Annotated in this window: 10 protein-coding genes; 8 read left to right on the top strand and 2 right to left on the bottom strand. The window is 74.0% G+C overall.

Annotated features, from left to right (window positions below):
* The first annotated feature begins 11 nt into the window (after nucleotides 1–11).
* The 5 genes from ACZ7LK_RS28565 to hflX all read left to right on the top strand — a co-directional run bounded on the left by ACZ7LK_RS28565 (nucleotide 12) and on the right by hflX (nucleotide 7,241).
* A complete protein-coding gene (locus ACZ7LK_RS28565) occupies nucleotides 12–479 on the top strand; it encodes a hypothetical protein (RefSeq protein ID WP_471144099.1) in 468 nt (155 codons plus the stop codon).
* Between the two features lie 119 nt (nucleotides 480–598).
* On the top strand, nucleotides 599–1,471 hold the full coding sequence (gene dapF, locus ACZ7LK_RS28560; protein ID WP_392277003.1) for a diaminopimelate epimerase: 873 nt from the start codon (nucleotides 599–601) through the stop codon (nucleotides 1,469–1,471).
* Nucleotides 1,472–1,653: 182 nt separating this feature from the next.
* Nucleotides 1,654–3,915 (top strand): RelA/SpoT family protein, encoded by a 2,262-nt coding sequence (locus ACZ7LK_RS28555; protein WP_471144097.1) that lies wholly within the window; start codon nucleotides 1,654–1,656, stop codon nucleotides 3,913–3,915.
* 100 nt (nucleotides 3,916–4,015) lie between these two features.
* A complete protein-coding gene (locus ACZ7LK_RS28550; protein ID WP_471144069.1) occupies nucleotides 4,016–5,527 on the top strand; it encodes a M1 family metallopeptidase in 1,512 nt (503 codons plus the stop codon).
* Between the two features lie 220 nt (nucleotides 5,528–5,747).
* Nucleotides 5,748–7,241 carry a GTPase HflX gene (gene hflX, locus ACZ7LK_RS28545; RefSeq protein WP_392276962.1) on the top strand — a complete coding sequence of 498 codons (1,494 nt, stop codon included), beginning with the start codon at nucleotides 5,748–5,750 and terminating at the stop codon, nucleotides 7,239–7,241.
* Nucleotides 7,242–7,322: 81 nt separating this feature from the next.
* Here hflX and ACZ7LK_RS28540 read toward each other — a convergent pair whose 3' ends face one another.
* Entirely contained in the window at nucleotides 7,323–8,495 is a 1,173-nt protein-coding gene (locus tag ACZ7LK_RS28540; protein ID WP_392276961.1) for a trypsin-like serine peptidase, read from the bottom strand.
* A 259-nt stretch (nucleotides 8,496–8,754) separates the two neighbouring features.
* Nucleotides 8,755–9,930 (bottom strand): trypsin-like serine peptidase, encoded by a 1,176-nt coding sequence (locus tag ACZ7LK_RS28535; protein ID WP_392276960.1) that lies wholly within the window; start codon nucleotides 9,928–9,930, stop codon nucleotides 8,755–8,757.
* Nucleotides 9,931–10,205: 275 nt separating this feature from the next.
* Here ACZ7LK_RS28535 and ACZ7LK_RS28530 point away from each other — a divergent pair, with 275 nt between their 5' ends.
* The 3 genes from ACZ7LK_RS28530 to ACZ7LK_RS28520 are packed head-to-tail and all read left to right on the top strand — an operon-like array spanning nucleotide 10,206 to nucleotide 14,293.
* Nucleotides 10,206–11,573, top strand: coding sequence for a diaminobutyrate--2-oxoglutarate transaminase family protein (locus tag ACZ7LK_RS28530; protein ID WP_471144066.1), 1,368 nt, complete (start codon nucleotides 10,206–10,208; stop codon nucleotides 11,571–11,573).
* Nucleotides 11,574–11,605: 32 nt separating this feature from the next.
* Nucleotides 11,606–13,516, top strand: a complete 1,911-nt coding sequence (locus tag ACZ7LK_RS28525; RefSeq protein WP_392276958.1) for an IucA/IucC family protein — start codon at nucleotides 11,606–11,608, stop codon at nucleotides 13,514–13,516.
* A gap of 39 nt (nucleotides 13,517–13,555) precedes the next feature.
* Nucleotides 13,556–14,293 (top strand): GNAT family N-acetyltransferase, encoded by a 738-nt coding sequence (locus ACZ7LK_RS28520; protein ID WP_392276957.1) that lies wholly within the window; start codon nucleotides 13,556–13,558, stop codon nucleotides 14,291–14,293.
* The last annotated feature ends 50 nt before the right edge of the window (nucleotides 14,294–14,343 follow it).

The following is a 14,343-nucleotide window of genomic DNA, read 5'->3' as shown; positions in this document are numbered from 1 at the left end:
GGCGCGTGGCGATGGAGGCCGGCCCTCGCGACAGAGAACACCAGGAAGTACCGGACGACACCCAGGTGGCCAGTGACGCACCGGGCCTGAGCCCGGACGGTCCCGACCTCAATGAGGACGGGACCCCGGACATCCCCATCGACGAGGTCGAGGTCGAACTGCGCCCGCAGCGCAAGCTGCGCATCTGGCAGCTCGCGCCGATCGTCGGCCTCGGCGTGATCGGCTCGCTGATGTTCGGCTTCCCCCTCGCCTTCGGCTCGGGCGACGGCGGCGCGGTCCTCGCGATGCTGGGCCTGCTGCTGTGCGGCTGCGCCGCCGGCTGGGGCATGATGGCCGCCCGCCGCGTCGGCTACACCTGGCCGGGCCTGCCCGCGCGCGGCTCCGGCGAGCGCCCCGACTGGCGCGTGATCGCCCTGTACACGGTCGGCGTCGCCGTCCCCGTCGTCCTGGCCGTCTGGCGGGTCGCCCGCCTCCGCTGACCCCGCGCGGCCCCCGGGCCGTGACGGACGGACAGGCGGACGGGTGGCCGGGTGGCCGGACCGGGGCGGGGCGGGGCGGGGCGGGCACCCGTACGATTGATCGGGTGACCACCGAATCCGTGACCAGCGCGCCCATCGCCTTCCTCAAGGGGCACGGCACCGAGAACGACTTCGTGATCCTGCCGGACCCGGAGAACGCCATCGACCTGCCCCCCGCCCTCGTGGCCCGCCTCTGCGACCGCCGGGCCGGGATCGGCGGCGACGGGGTGCTGCACGCCGTCCGGTCCGCCGCCCACCCCGAGGCCCGGGGCATGGCGGACGAGGCCGAGTGGTTCATGGACTACCGCAACGCCGACGGATCGGTCGCCGAGATGTGCGGCAACGGCGTCCGGGTCTTCGCCCGCTACCTCCAGCACGCGGGGCACGTCGCCGCCGGGGACGTGGCGGTCGCCACCCGCGGCGGCGTCAAGCGCGTCCACCTCGCCAAGAACGGCGACGTCACCGTCTCGATGGGCCGCGCACGGCTCCCCGAGGACGGCGTCACCGTCACCGTCGGCGACCGCCGCTGGCCCGCGCGGAACGTGAACATGGGCAACCCGCACGCGGTGGCCTTCGTCGAGGACCTCGACCACGCCGGTGAGCTGCGGACGGAGCCCCCGTACGAGCCCGCCGCCGTGTACCCGGACGGTGTCAACATCGAGTTCGTCGTGGACCGGGGCCCCCGCCACGTGGCCATGCGCGTCCATGAGCGCGGCGCCGCCGAGACCCGCTCGTGCGGCACCGGCGCGTGCGCCGTCGCCGTCGCCACCGCCCGCCGCGACGGTGCCGACCCGGCCCGGACGGGCACGCCGGTCACGTACACCGTCGACGTCCTCGGCGGCACGCTCGTCATCACCGAGCACCCCGACGGGGAGATCGAGATGACCGGGCCCGCCGTCATCGTGGCCGAGGGTCACGTCGACCCGGCCTGGCTGTCCTCCCCTCGCGCCTGAGCGCCGAACGGCGTCCGGGTCACCTTCGCTCGAATGGGTGATCCGGTTCACGCTGAGCGAGAGCGGGTCAGCGCTACGTGGTGGGCTCGGTAGCATCAAGCACCGGCCCGGCGGGCACGCCTTGCCCGCCCCACCGCCGGTCGATGCCGTCGGAGGTGCCCATGAGCGCAGAGGCCACCAATCTGAGTGCCGAGGCCACGAACCCCACGCCCGGCCGCCGGCGCGGCCGCCCGAGGATCGACCTCCGGAGGCTCGGCCGCGCCGCACTGCTCGGTCCCGGCACCCGCGACCGGCTGCCCGACGCGATCGGCCACGTCGCCGACGCGCACCGCGCCCACCACCCGGACGCGGACCTCGCCGTCCTGCACCGGGCCTGGGTCCTGGCCGAGTCCTCGCACCGGGGCCAGTTCCGCAAGAGCGGCGAGCCGTACATCACCCACCCGCTCGCCGTCACCCTCATCCTCGCCGAACTCGGCGCGGAGACCACCACCTTGACCGCCTCGCTCCTCCACGACACCGTCGAGGACACCGACGTGACCCTCGATCAGGTGAGGGAGGAGTTCGGCGAGGAGGTCTGCTACCTCGTCGACGGCGTCACCAAACTGGAGAAGGTCGACTACGGGGCCGCCGCCGAGCCCGAGACCTTCCGCAAGATGCTCGTCGCCACCGGCAACGACGTACGCGTCATGTCCATCAAGCTCGCCGACCGGCTGCACAACATGCGCACCCTCGGCGTGATGCGCCACGAGAAACAGGTCCGCATCGCCAAGGTGACCCGCGACGTCCTCATCCCGCTGGCCGAACGGCTCGGCGTCCAGGCCCTGAAGACCGAGCTCGAGGACCTGGTCTTCGCCATCCTCCACCCCGCCGAGTACGAGAACACCCGCGCGCTGATCGCCGGCAACGCCACCGCCGGGGACGCGCTGGCCGCCATCGCCGACGACGTCAGGGCGGTGCTCCGGGACGCCCGCATCCCGGCCGACGTGCTCGTGCGGCCCCGCCACTTCGTGTCCGTGCACCGCGTCCGGCTCAAGCGCGGCGAACTGCGCGGCACCGACTTCGGCCGGCTGCTCGTGCTGGTCGGCGACGACGCCGACTGCTACGGGGTGCTGGGCGAGCTGCACACCTGCTTCACCCCGGTGATCTCCGAGTTCAAGGACTTCATCGCCGCCCCCAAGTTCAACCTGTACCAGTCGCTCCACACCGCCGTCGCCGCGCCCGACGGGGCCGTCGCCGAAGTCCTCATCCGTACGCACCAGATGCACAAGGTCGCCGAAGCAGGCGTCGTCGCCCTCGGCAACCCCTACGCGGCACCGGCCGAGGGCGCCGAGCCGGCGGGCGAGGACGGTGAGCGCACCGACCCGACCCGGCCCGGCTGGCTCTCCCGGCTGCTCGCCTGGCAGCGGGCCACCCCCGACCCCGACACCTTCTGGACCTCGCTCCGCGACGACCTGGCCCAGGACGGCGAGATCACCGTCTTCCGGCCGGACGGCGGCACCCTCGCGCTGCCGGCCGGCGCGACCTGCGTGGACGCCGCGTACGCGCAGTACGGCGAGGCCGCCCACACCTGTGTCGGCGCCCGCGTCAACGGCCGCCTGGCGGCACTGGGCACGGTCCTCAACGACGGGGACACGGTGCAGCCCCTGCTCGCCCGGGACGACTCGGCGCCGGAGAACGCGCCGGCGGGGGGCTCCGGCGGCGGGAGCGGGGCGGCCGGTCCGGCCGTGGCCCCCGGGAGCGCCGAGGGACCCGGGAGCCCCGCCGGCCCCGGGGACCCCGCGTGCCCCGCCGGCCCCGTCCCCGTCGGCGTGGACGACGGCACCGGGCCCTCCCCGGACTGGCTGGAGCACGCCCGCACCCCGGCCGCCCGGATCGCCATCACCGGCTGGCTGGCCGCCCACCCCGGGGGCGTGAAGGTCCCCGCGGCCGCCCCCCGCCCGCCGTCCGCCGCCGTGAGCGCCGAGACCCCGGCCCCCCGGGACGCCGCCGCGAACGCCGTGGTGGCCGACCTGCCGGACGCCACCGTGCGGCTGGCCGGCTGCTGCACCCCCGTACCGCACGACGCGGTCACCGGCTTCCCCGTGCGCGGCGGGAACGTCACGGTCCACCGCGCCGGCTGTCCGGCCGTACGGCGGATGGAGGCGGCCGGGCGGGTGCCGGTCGACGTGCGGTGGGGGGAGACCGCGGAGTGCCGGGTCACCCTGGTCGCCGAGTCGTTCGGGCGGCCCCGGCTGCTCGCCGACCTCACCGAGGCCATCGCCACGGCGGGCGCGGCGATCGTCTCGGCCACCGTGGAACCCCCCAGCGAGCAGCGCGTCCGCCACACGTACACGCTCCAGCTCGACGACGCGGCCGAGCTTCCCGCCCTCATGCGGGCCATGCGCGACGTCCCCGGGGTGTACGACGTCAGCCGCGCCCAGCAGCCGGCGCCGGCCGCCGGCTGAGCCCGCGGTCACGGCCCCCTGCTCCACCCCCGAGCCCGTTCGGGTGCGCGGGGCGCGCGCCGTCGCGTTCCCGGCGCGGCGCGCTGGTAGCGGTTGCTCCATGTCCCTCACATCGCGTGCACCCCGCACGGCCCGCACGTCCAGACGCCTCCGGGTGGCCCTGGTGGCGGCGGCCTCGGCCGGCCTGATCGGCGCGACGCTGCCCGCCCCCCAGCCGCTGGGCATCGGCGACCCGCTCTTCCCCCGGCTCGGCAACCCCGGCTACGACGTCCTCACGTACGACATCGCCCTCACCTACGGGGGCGACAACAGCAAGCCGCTGGACGCCCTCACCAAGATCGACGCCCGGGCCACCGACCGGCTCGAACGGGTCAACCTGGACTTCACCCACGGCACCGTCCGCTCGGTCGAGGTCGACGGCCGGCCCGCCGCCTTCACGCTGACCGGCGAGGACCTGGTCATCGAGCCGTCACGACCGGTCGCGGCCGGCGAGCGGATGCACATCGCCGTCGCCCACACCAGCGACCCCGCCGGCCCCAAGGACGCCGGGGGCTGGGTGCGGACCGCCGACGGGCTGGCGATGGCCAACCAGGCCGACGCCGCCCACCGGGTCTTCCCCGGCAACGACCACCCCTCCGACAAGGCGTACTTCACGTTCCGCGTCACCGCGCCCGAGGACCTGACCGTGGTGGCCAACGGGCGGCCCGTCGCCCGGTCGCTCGCCGGCGGCCTCCGCACCTGGCTCTACCGCGGGACCCACCCCATGGCCACCGAGCTGGCCCAGGTGTCCATCGGCCGCTCCACCGTCGTGCGTCGCACCGGACCCCACGGCCTGCCCGTGCGCGACGTGGTGCCGTCCGCCGACGCCGAGCGGATGGAGACCTGGCTCAAGCGCACCCCCGCCCACCTGGAGTGGATGGAGGAGAAGGTCGGCCGCTACCCCTTCGAGACGTACGGGGTCCTCGTCGCCGACGCCGACACCGGCTTCGAGCTGGAGACCCAGACGCTGTCCCTCTTCGAGCGCTCGCTGTTCACCCGGGGCGCGCTGCCGTCCTGGTACATCGAGTCGATCATGGTGCACGAACTGGCCCACCACTGGTTCGGCAACAGCGTCTCCCCGCACCGGTGGGCCGACCTGTGGCTCAACGAGGGACACGCCACCTGGTACGAGGCGCTGTACGCCGAGGAGACCGCCGGACAGCCCCTGGAGCGGCGCATGCGCCAGGCCTACGTCGACTCCGACCGCTGGCGCGCGGCGGGCGGACCGCCGGCCGCCCCCCGCCCCCCTGCCGCCGGCCAGAAGATCAGCCTCTTCCGCCCCGTCGTCTACGACGGCAGCGCCCTGGTCCTGTACGCGCTGCGCCAGGAGATCGGCGGACGCGCCTTCGAGCGGCTGGAGCGCCGCTGGGTGACGGAGAACGCGCACGTCACGGCGAGCACCGCGGACTTCGTCCGGCTCGCCTCGCAGGAGGCGGGGCGGGACATGTCGGCCTTCCTGAAGGGCTGGCTGTACGGCGAGCACACCCCGAGGATGCCGGGCCACCCGGACTGGCGCAGCAAGGCACCGGCCAAGGGCTCCACCAAGGCCCCGGCCCCCGCGGCCAAGCGCTGACGGGAGTTCTCCACAGGCGTGACGCCCGGGTTTCCACAGCCGGGAAACCCGGGTGACGGGCCCGGTGGTGCCGTGCGACCATCGACGGGTCGGCGGCGCTGCCGGGCCCCTGGAATGCCGAGGGCCCGCCCCGGGAATGATCCGGGGGAGTCACGCGTTGTGACTGACGAGCCGCTCGGGCTGCATCGGCCGCCCGAGTCACCCACGACGTAAGGATCCAATGACCTCCTCTTCATCCCCTTCCCAGGACGCGCAGAGCTTCGCGGACAAGAACCGCACCGAGAGCCTTCGGGCCGATGCCCTGATGGAAGAGGACGTCGCCTGGAGCCATGAGATCGACGGGGACCGGGACGGCGACCAGTTCGACCGCTCCGAGCGTGCGGCGCTGCGCCGCGTCGCGGGCCTCTCCACCGAGCTCGAGGACGTCACCGAGGTCGAGTACCGGCAGCTGCGCCTGGAGCGCGTGGTGCTGGTCGGTGTCTGGACCTCGGGGACCGTGCAGGACGCGGAGAACAGCCTCGCCGAGCTGGCGGCCCTCGCCGAGACGGCGGGCGCGCTGGTGCTCGATGGAGTGATCCAGCGCCGCGACAAGCCGGACCCGGCCACCTACATCGGCTCGGGCAAGGCCAACGAACTCCGGGACATCGTGCTCGAGACCGGGGCGGACACCGTCGTGTGCGACGGTGAGCTCAGCCCCGGCCAGCTCATCCACCTCGAGGACGTCGTCAAGGTCAAGGTGGTCGACCGGACCGCCCTGATCCTCGACATCTTCGCCCAGCACGCCAAGTCCCGCGAGGGCAAGGCGCAGGTGGCGCTCGCGCAGATGCAGTACATGCTGCCGAGGCTGCGCGGCTGGGGCCAGTCGCTGTCCCGGCAGATGGGTGGCGGCGGCGGTGGCGGCATGGCCACCCGTGGCCCCGGTGAGACCAAGATCGAGACGGACCGGCGCCGGATCCGCGAGAAGATGGCGAAGATGCGCCGTGAGATCGCGGAGATGAAGACCGGCCGTGACATCAAGCGGCAGGAGCGCCGGCGCAACAAGGTGCCGTCGGTCGCCATCGCCGGGTACACCAACGCCGGCAAGTCGTCCCTGCTCAACCGTCTGACGGGCGCGGGCGTGCTGGTGGAGAACGCGCTGTTCGCCACCCTCGACCCGACCGTGCGCCGGGCCGAGACGCCCAGCGGCCGGCTGTACACCCTGGCCGACACCGTCGGGTTCGTACGGCACCTGCCGCACCACCTCGTCGAGGCGTTCCGCTCCACCATGGAGGAGGTCGGTGACTCCGACCTGATCCTCCACGTGGTGGACGGTTCGCACCCGGCGCCGGAGGAGCAGCTCGCCGCCGTGCGCGAGGTGATCCGCGACGTGGGCGCGGTGGACGTGCCCGAGATCGTGGTGATCAACAAGGCGGACGCCGCCGACCCGCTCGTCCTCCAGCGGCTGCTGCGGATCGAGCGGCACTCGATCGCGGTGTCGGCGCGGACCGGCGCGGGCATCGCGGAGCTGCTCGCGCTGATCGACGCGGAACTGCCGCGCCCGCAGGTGGAGATCGAGGCGCTGCTGCCGTACACGCAGGGCGCGCTGGTCTCGCGGGCTCACGCCGAGGGCGAGGTGCTCTCCGAGGAGCACACGCCGGAGGGCACGCTGATCAAGGCGCGGGTGCACGAGGAACTGGCCGCGTTCCTGGCGCCGTACGTCCCCGCGGCCCACTGACGGCCGGGTGAACGCCGGAAGGCCCGCCCCCTCCGCACGAGGGGGCGGGCCTTTCCGCTTGTCACCGGGCGTACGGGCCGGTCACCGGCCCGCGAACTTGTCGCTCATCGTGGTGTAGATCCGCTCGGCGCCCCGGTCGAGGCGCGGGCCGGCCAGCCAGCCGGCGGTCACCGGGCCGATGGAGGTGTTGGACACCAGGGCCAGCTTGTTGCCGGGCTTCTGGATGAACCAGCCGCCACCGGAGGACCCGCCGGTCATGGTGCAGCCGATCCGCCACATGGTCGGCGTGCCGGGCGCGAGGGTGAGCCGGCCGGGCCGGTCGACGCACTTGTGCATCAGGGCGCCGTCGTAGGGCGGGGCGGCCGGGTAACCCCAGGCGCCCATGGCGGGGACGGCCGACGCCTCGGGGGCGCCGAAGTCGACGTCGAGGGCCACGCCCACCGTCTCCTCCAGGGACCTGGTGCCGTTCTCCGGCTTCACGTGCATCACGGCGTAGTCGTACGGGGCGCCCTCGCCGCCGGTGGGGCCGCCCTGGGAGATCCACTCGCCGGAGGTCGAGACCCAGTCCGCCCAGTAGACGCCGTAGGGAGCGACCTCCTCGGGGCGGGCGTTCTCCAGCTCGGCCGGGGACTTGCCCAGGTCGTTGTACGCGGGGACGAAGGCGATGTTGCGGTACCAGCCACCGTTCTTGCCGGCGTGCACGCAGTGGCCGGCCGTCCAGACGAGGTTGGACCTGCCGGGGTTCGCGGGATCCTTCACCACGGTCGCCGAGCAGACCATCGAGCCTTCGGGGGAGTCGAAGAAGACCTTGCCCACCGGGGCGGCGTTGCGGTGGTACGGCTTCTCCTCCGCCACCGCCCGGACGGGCCGGGGCTCCGGATCCGTGGCGCCCTGGTCGGCCGAGCCGGTGCCGGCGGCCATCGTCTTCCGCGGCGACTCGGCGGACCGCATCCGCTCGGGCTTCCACAGCCCCTCGATCACCGGGTTGACGAAGTCCTTGGCCTCACGCAGCCAGGTGTCCTTGTCCCAGTTCTTCCACTCGCCGTTCTTCCACTTCTCCGGGTCGACCCCGTGCTCCCTGAGCTTGTCGGCGAGGTCGGCCGGCAGGTCCGCGCCGCCGGCTCCGGATCCGGCGGGGCTGGAGGAGGCTGGCCGGCCGGCTGCCTCGTCCTCGGTGGGGCCGCAGCCGGTGGCCGTCAGTGTGAGCACCGCCGCCAGGCCGGTGACGGCCAGCAACGGACGTATGGATCGCATGGTGACGATTCCCCCTGAAAACGCGTGCGTGGAACGGCGTGCCATGAACCTGACACACAAACGGGCGGTCTTCCCGGACCGCCCGTCAGGACATGCGCCCTCACTCTATGCCGGTGCGCCCGGCGGCCGTTGCCACCCCGGGTGACCTGCACGGAGTCTCCACGAGGCGCGCGGAGCCGGCCCGGCGGGGCCGGTCGCGCCCGCCCGGCCCGGCGGGGCGCCCGGTCCGCACCGGGCGCCCCGCCCCGAGCCCCGGGGGCTACCGCCCCGCGAACTTCTTGCTGACCTCTTCGTACACGCCCTTCGCCTCGGCACCCAGGCGCGGACCGGCCAGCCACCCCGCCGTCACCGGGCCGATCGAGGTGTTGGACACCAGCGCCGGCTTGCCGTCGTCGCCCCGGGCGACCCAGCCACCACCGGAGGAACCGCCCGTCATGGTGCAGCCGATGCGGTACATCGTCGGCTGGTCCGCCTCCAGGGACAGCCGGCCCGGCTTGTCCGCGCACTGGAACATCTGCTGGCCGTCGAACGGCGGCGCCGCCGGGTAACCGGTCGCCTCCATGCTCGCGATCTGCGGCACCGCCGGGGCGTCGAAGTCGACCGGGAGCGCCGAACCGACCGTCTCCTCCAGCGACTTGCCGTTGCCGCCCTTCTCCGGCGTCACGTGGATCACCGCGAAGTCGTACGGAGCGCCCTTGCCGCCGGTGGCGGCACCCTGGGAGATCCACTGCTCGGAGGTCTGCGCCCAGTCGCCCCACCACACGCCGTACGGCGCCATGTCCTCCCGGGTGGCGCTCTCCAGCGCCGCACCGGTCCGGCCGCCGTCGTTGTACGAGGGGACGAAGGCGATGTTGCGGTACCACCCGCCGTCCTTGCCGGCGTGCACGCAGTGGCCCGCCGTCCAGACGAGGTTGGACTTGCCCGGGTGCGCCGGGTCCTTCACCACGGTCGCCGAGCAGACCATCGAGCCCTCGGGGCCGTCGAACAGGACCTTGCCGGCCTCCGGGACGCCCGAGTGGTACGGGGTCTTCACCGGCGTCGCGTCGACCGGCTCGGGCGTCGGGTCCGTGACGCCCTCGTCACCGTCGATGTCCCCGTCCTCGACCGGCCGTTCGGGCTGCTCCGCGTCCCGCATCCGGTCCGGGTCCCACAGGTCCTCGATGATCGGGTTGACGAAGTCCTTGGCCTCACGCAGCCAGGTGTCCTTGTCCCAGTTCTTCCACTCCCCGTTCCTCCACTTGTCCAGGTCGATCCCGTGCTCCTTGAGCCGGTCCTTCAGGTCGTCCGGGATCGTGATCTTCCCGTCGGACGGCCGTTCGGCTGAAGCGGTCGGCTCACCGCCCGCGTTGTCCTCGCTCGGGCCACAGGCCGTGGCCGTCAGCGCCAGCGCCGCGGCGACGGAGGCTGCGGCGAGCAGCGGACGAATGGGTCGCATGTCGTTGATCCCCCTGGGACTTCGTGACGGAGCACGTCTGAACTCGGCTGGACTTCGGCACCGGAGTGCGGCCCCCACTATGCCGGTGCCGATGGGGACGGCGTACGGCAGGGCCGTGGTTCCCCGACCGGAAGGATCTTCCCGCAGCCCGTGATCCGGAACGGTCACGCTCGTTGGTACGTACGGGGGACATCAGGCCGGTAAGCACCACGGGCCCCGGACGGATGAGCTACACACCGACGGACTACGCAACACGACCGGGAGGACCCGAAGCAGTGGCCGTGACCGAATCCGCACCGGTGGCACCGACGTCCGCGCACGAAGGGATCCTGCGCCGCCAGTCGCTGCGCGAATCGGCCGCCCGCACCTACGCGCGCTCCCTGCCCATCGTCCCGGTCCGGGCCCGGGGGCTGACGATCGAGGGGGCCGACGGCCGGCGCTACCTCGACTGCCTCTCCGGAGCGGGGACCCTGGCGCTCGGCCACAACCACCCGGTGGTCCTGGAGGCGATCAGGAAGGTCCTCGACTCCGGAGCGCCGCTGCACGTCCTCGACCTGGCCACTCCGGTCAAGGACGCCTTCACCACCGAGCTGTTCGCCACGCTGCCCCGCCCGCTCGCCGACGACGCGCGCGTCCAGTTCTGCGGACCGGCCGGCACCGACGCGGTCGAGGCGGCGCTCAAACTGGTGCGCAACGCCACCGGCCGCCAGGGCCTGCTCGCGTTCACCGGGGCCTACCACGGCATGACGGCCGGCGCCCTGGCCGCCTCCGGCGGCGCCACCGACGTGACGGTCACCCGCCTGCCCTACCCGTACGACTACCGCTGTCCCTTCGGTGTCGGGGGCGAGCGCGGCGCCGACATCGCGGCCCGCTGGACCGAGAGCCTCCTCGACGACCCCAAGTCCGGTGTCCCCGCGCCCGCCGGGATGATCCTCGAACCCGTCCAGGGCGAGGGCGGGGTCATCCCCGCCCCCGACGGCTGGACGCGCCGGATGCGGGCACTCACCGCCGACCGTGGCATCCCGCTGATCGCCGACGAGGTGCAGACCGGCGTCGGCCGCACCGGCGCGTTCTGGGCCGTCGAGCACAGCGGTGTCGTCCCCGACGTGATGGTGATGTCCAAGGCCATCGGCGGCTCCCTCCCCCTGGCCGTCATCGTCTACCGGTCCGCCCTCGACGTCTGGCGGCCCGGCGCCCACGCGGGCACCTTCCGCGGCAACCAGCTCGCCATGGCGGCCGGCGCCGCCACCCTCGCCTTCGTACGCGAGAACCGCCTCGCCGAGCGGGCGGCCATCCTCGGGGGGCGCATGCTGGGGCAGCTCCAGGGCCTGGCCGCCGCCGATCCCCGCATCGGTGACGTGCGCGGCCGGGGACTCATGATCGGCGTCGAGCTCGTCGACCCCGACACCACCGCCGACGTTCCGCCCCCCGACGCCGCCCTCGCCGCCGCCGTCCAGCGCGAGTGCCTCCGGCGCGGCCTGATCGTCGAACTCGGCGGCCGGTGCGACGCCGTCGTACGCCTCCTGCCCCCGCTCACGCTCACCGACGGCCAGGCCGTCGCCGTCCTCGACCGCTTCGCCGACGCCCTGGCCGCCGCCGAGCGCACCCCGCCGCACACCGGCGACCCGGGTCCGTCCCGCTGAACCCGCACCTCCTCACCAGAAAGTCCCACGCCGTGAACCCCACTCCCGTCCCCGCAGCACCCGGCGCCGACGGCCCTCCCACCGCCCCCGGCGTCCTCCCGGGCGAGTCGACGACCGTGCCGCGCCAGCACTCCGGGGGGTACGAAGACCTGCCCGGCCCCGCTCCGGCGGCCACGGGCACCGCACCCGGCAGCGGAACGCACGACGACCCCCTCGACCCCCTGGACCATCCGGACGCCCACCACGCCGCGGACGCCGCCGCCACCGAGAACCTGCTGCGCTGCTGGGTACGGGAGAAGAACCCGCCCCCGCCGGCGGGCACGACCCTCCGCGTGCCGCTCGGCGCCTCCGGGACCGCCCTCCTCGTCCCCGTCCACCACTGGTCACCCACCGGCTGGCACCGCTTCGGACCGCCCGCCCTCGAAGGCGCCCCACCGGGCGCCCCGCCCGTGGACGCCGTCACCCTCGCCGCCCTCATCAGCCGCGAGTCCGGCCCCGCCGGCGACCGCCGGGAAGGCGCCGACCTGGTAAGCCGGGTCGCCGACTCCGTACGCCGCACCGCCGGATTCATCGCCCACCGCCGCCGGCACCCCGGACCCACCGCCGACGCCGACCTCTTCCTGACCGCCGAGCAGTCCCTCCTCCTCGGCCACCCCCTCCACCCCACCCCGAAGAGCCGCGAAGGCCTCTCCGACGCCGAGGCCGCGCTCTACTCGCCCGAGGTGAACGGCTCCTTCCCGCTGCACTGGATGGCCGTCGACCGGTCCGTGCTGGCCACCGACTCCGCCTGGACCGAACAGGGCCGCCCCCGTACCGCCGAGCACCTCACCGCCCGCCTCGCCGGCGACCTCCCCCTGCCCGCCGGCACCGCCGCCCTCCCGCTGCACCCCTGGCAGGCCCGCGACCTGCGCCACCGCCCCGCCGTCGCCGAACTCCTCTCCGCCGGCCTGCTCCACGACCTCGGCGCCCACGGCGAGCACTGGCACCCCACCTCCTCCGTCCGCACCGTCCACCGGCCCGGCGCCCCGGCCATGCTCAAGCTGTCCCTCGGCGTCCGCATCACCAACTCCCGCCGTGAGAACCTCCGCAAGGAACTGCACCGCGGCGTCGAGGTGCACCGGCTGCTGCGCACCGGCCTCGCCGAGGAGTGGCAGGCCGCCCACCCGCACTTCGACATCGTGCGCGACCCGGCCTGGCTCGCCGTCGACACCCCGGCCGGCGAACCCGTCCCCGGACTCGACGTCATCCTCCGCCACAACCCCTTCGGCATCGGGGACGACGCCGTCTGCATCGCGGGCCTCACCGCCCCGCGCCCCTGGCCCGGCAGCACCGGAATGCGTTCCCGGCTGGCCCTCACCGTCTCCCGGCTCGCCGCCCGCACCGGCCGGCCCACCGGAGCCGTCGCCGCCGAGTGGTTCCTCCGCTACCTCGACCAGGTCGTCCGCCCCGTCCTCTGGCTCGACGGCACGGCCGGCGTGGCCCTGGAGGCCCACCAGCAGAACACCCTGGTCATCCTCGACCCGGACGGGTGGCCCCGCGGCGGCCGCTACCGCGACAACCAGGGCTACTACTTCCGCGAGTCGCACCGTGCCGCACTGGAACGCCGGCTCCCCGGCATCGGCACCCGCAGCGACACCTTCGTCTCCGACGACGTCACCGACGAGCGGTTCGCCTACTACCTCGCCATCAACAACGTCTTCGGCCTGATCGGCGCCTTCGGCGCCCAGCGCCTCGCCGACGAACGGCTCCTCCTGGCCGCCTTCCGCCGGTTCCTCACCACCACCACCGGCCTCGGCTCACCGCTGCCGGCCCGGCTCCTGGAGAGCCCGACCCTGCGCTGCAAGGCCAACCTGCTGACCCGGCTGCACGGCCTCGACGAGCTCGTCGGGCCCGTCGACACCCAGTCCGTGTACGTCACCATCGCCAACCCCCTCCGCCGCTGACGCGACGCCCCCACCCGAACGCCGAGAGGACAGCGCCCCGTGCCTCCCACCGACGCGAGCTCCGCCACCGGATCCGGTTCCCCCGCCACGGCCGGCGTGGGCACGGAGGACACCCTGGACCTACGGCTGCCCGACGAGCTGATCACCCTGCTCGGCGGGCCGGACGGGCCGGATCCCGGACCGCGGTCCCCGGCCGGCGGCGACGGCGAACTGCTGGACGCCGTCGCCGACTGGGGCCCCACCACCACCCCGTTCGGTGAGTTCCGGCTCGTCCCCGTACGCATCGAGCGCGACCTGACCCTGATCAGCCGGTGGATGAACGACCCCGCGGTCGCCGCCTTCTGGGAGCTCGCCGGAGCCGAGTCGGTCACGGAGGCCCACGTACGGGCCCAACTCCACGGCGACGGGCGCAGCGTGCCGTGCCTGGGCGTGCTCGGCGCCACGCCCATGAGCTACTTCGAGATCTACCGCGCCGACCTCGACCCGCTGGCCCGCCACTACCCGGCCCGCCCCCACGACACCGGTGTCCACCTGCTCGTCGGGGGCGTCGGCGACCGCGGCCGGGGCGTGGGCACCGCCCTGCTCCGGGCGGTCTCCGACCTGGTCCTCGACCACCGCCCGCGCTGCGCCCGGGTGATCGCCGAACCGGACATCCGCAACACGCCGTCCGTGTCGGCCTTCCTGAGCGCGGGCTTCCGCTTCTCCGCCGAACTCGACCTCCCCGACAAGCGAGCCGCCCTGGTGATCCGCGACCGCCGTCTGCGACACCTGCTGTGAACCACCCGCCGCGTTCCATACCCGCTCGACCCGCATCGGTTCCCACCCGA

It is taken from the genome of Streptomyces sp. NPDC039423, from assembly GCF_055598725.1.
This window is presented reverse-complemented; position numbering and strand designations above follow the sequence as displayed.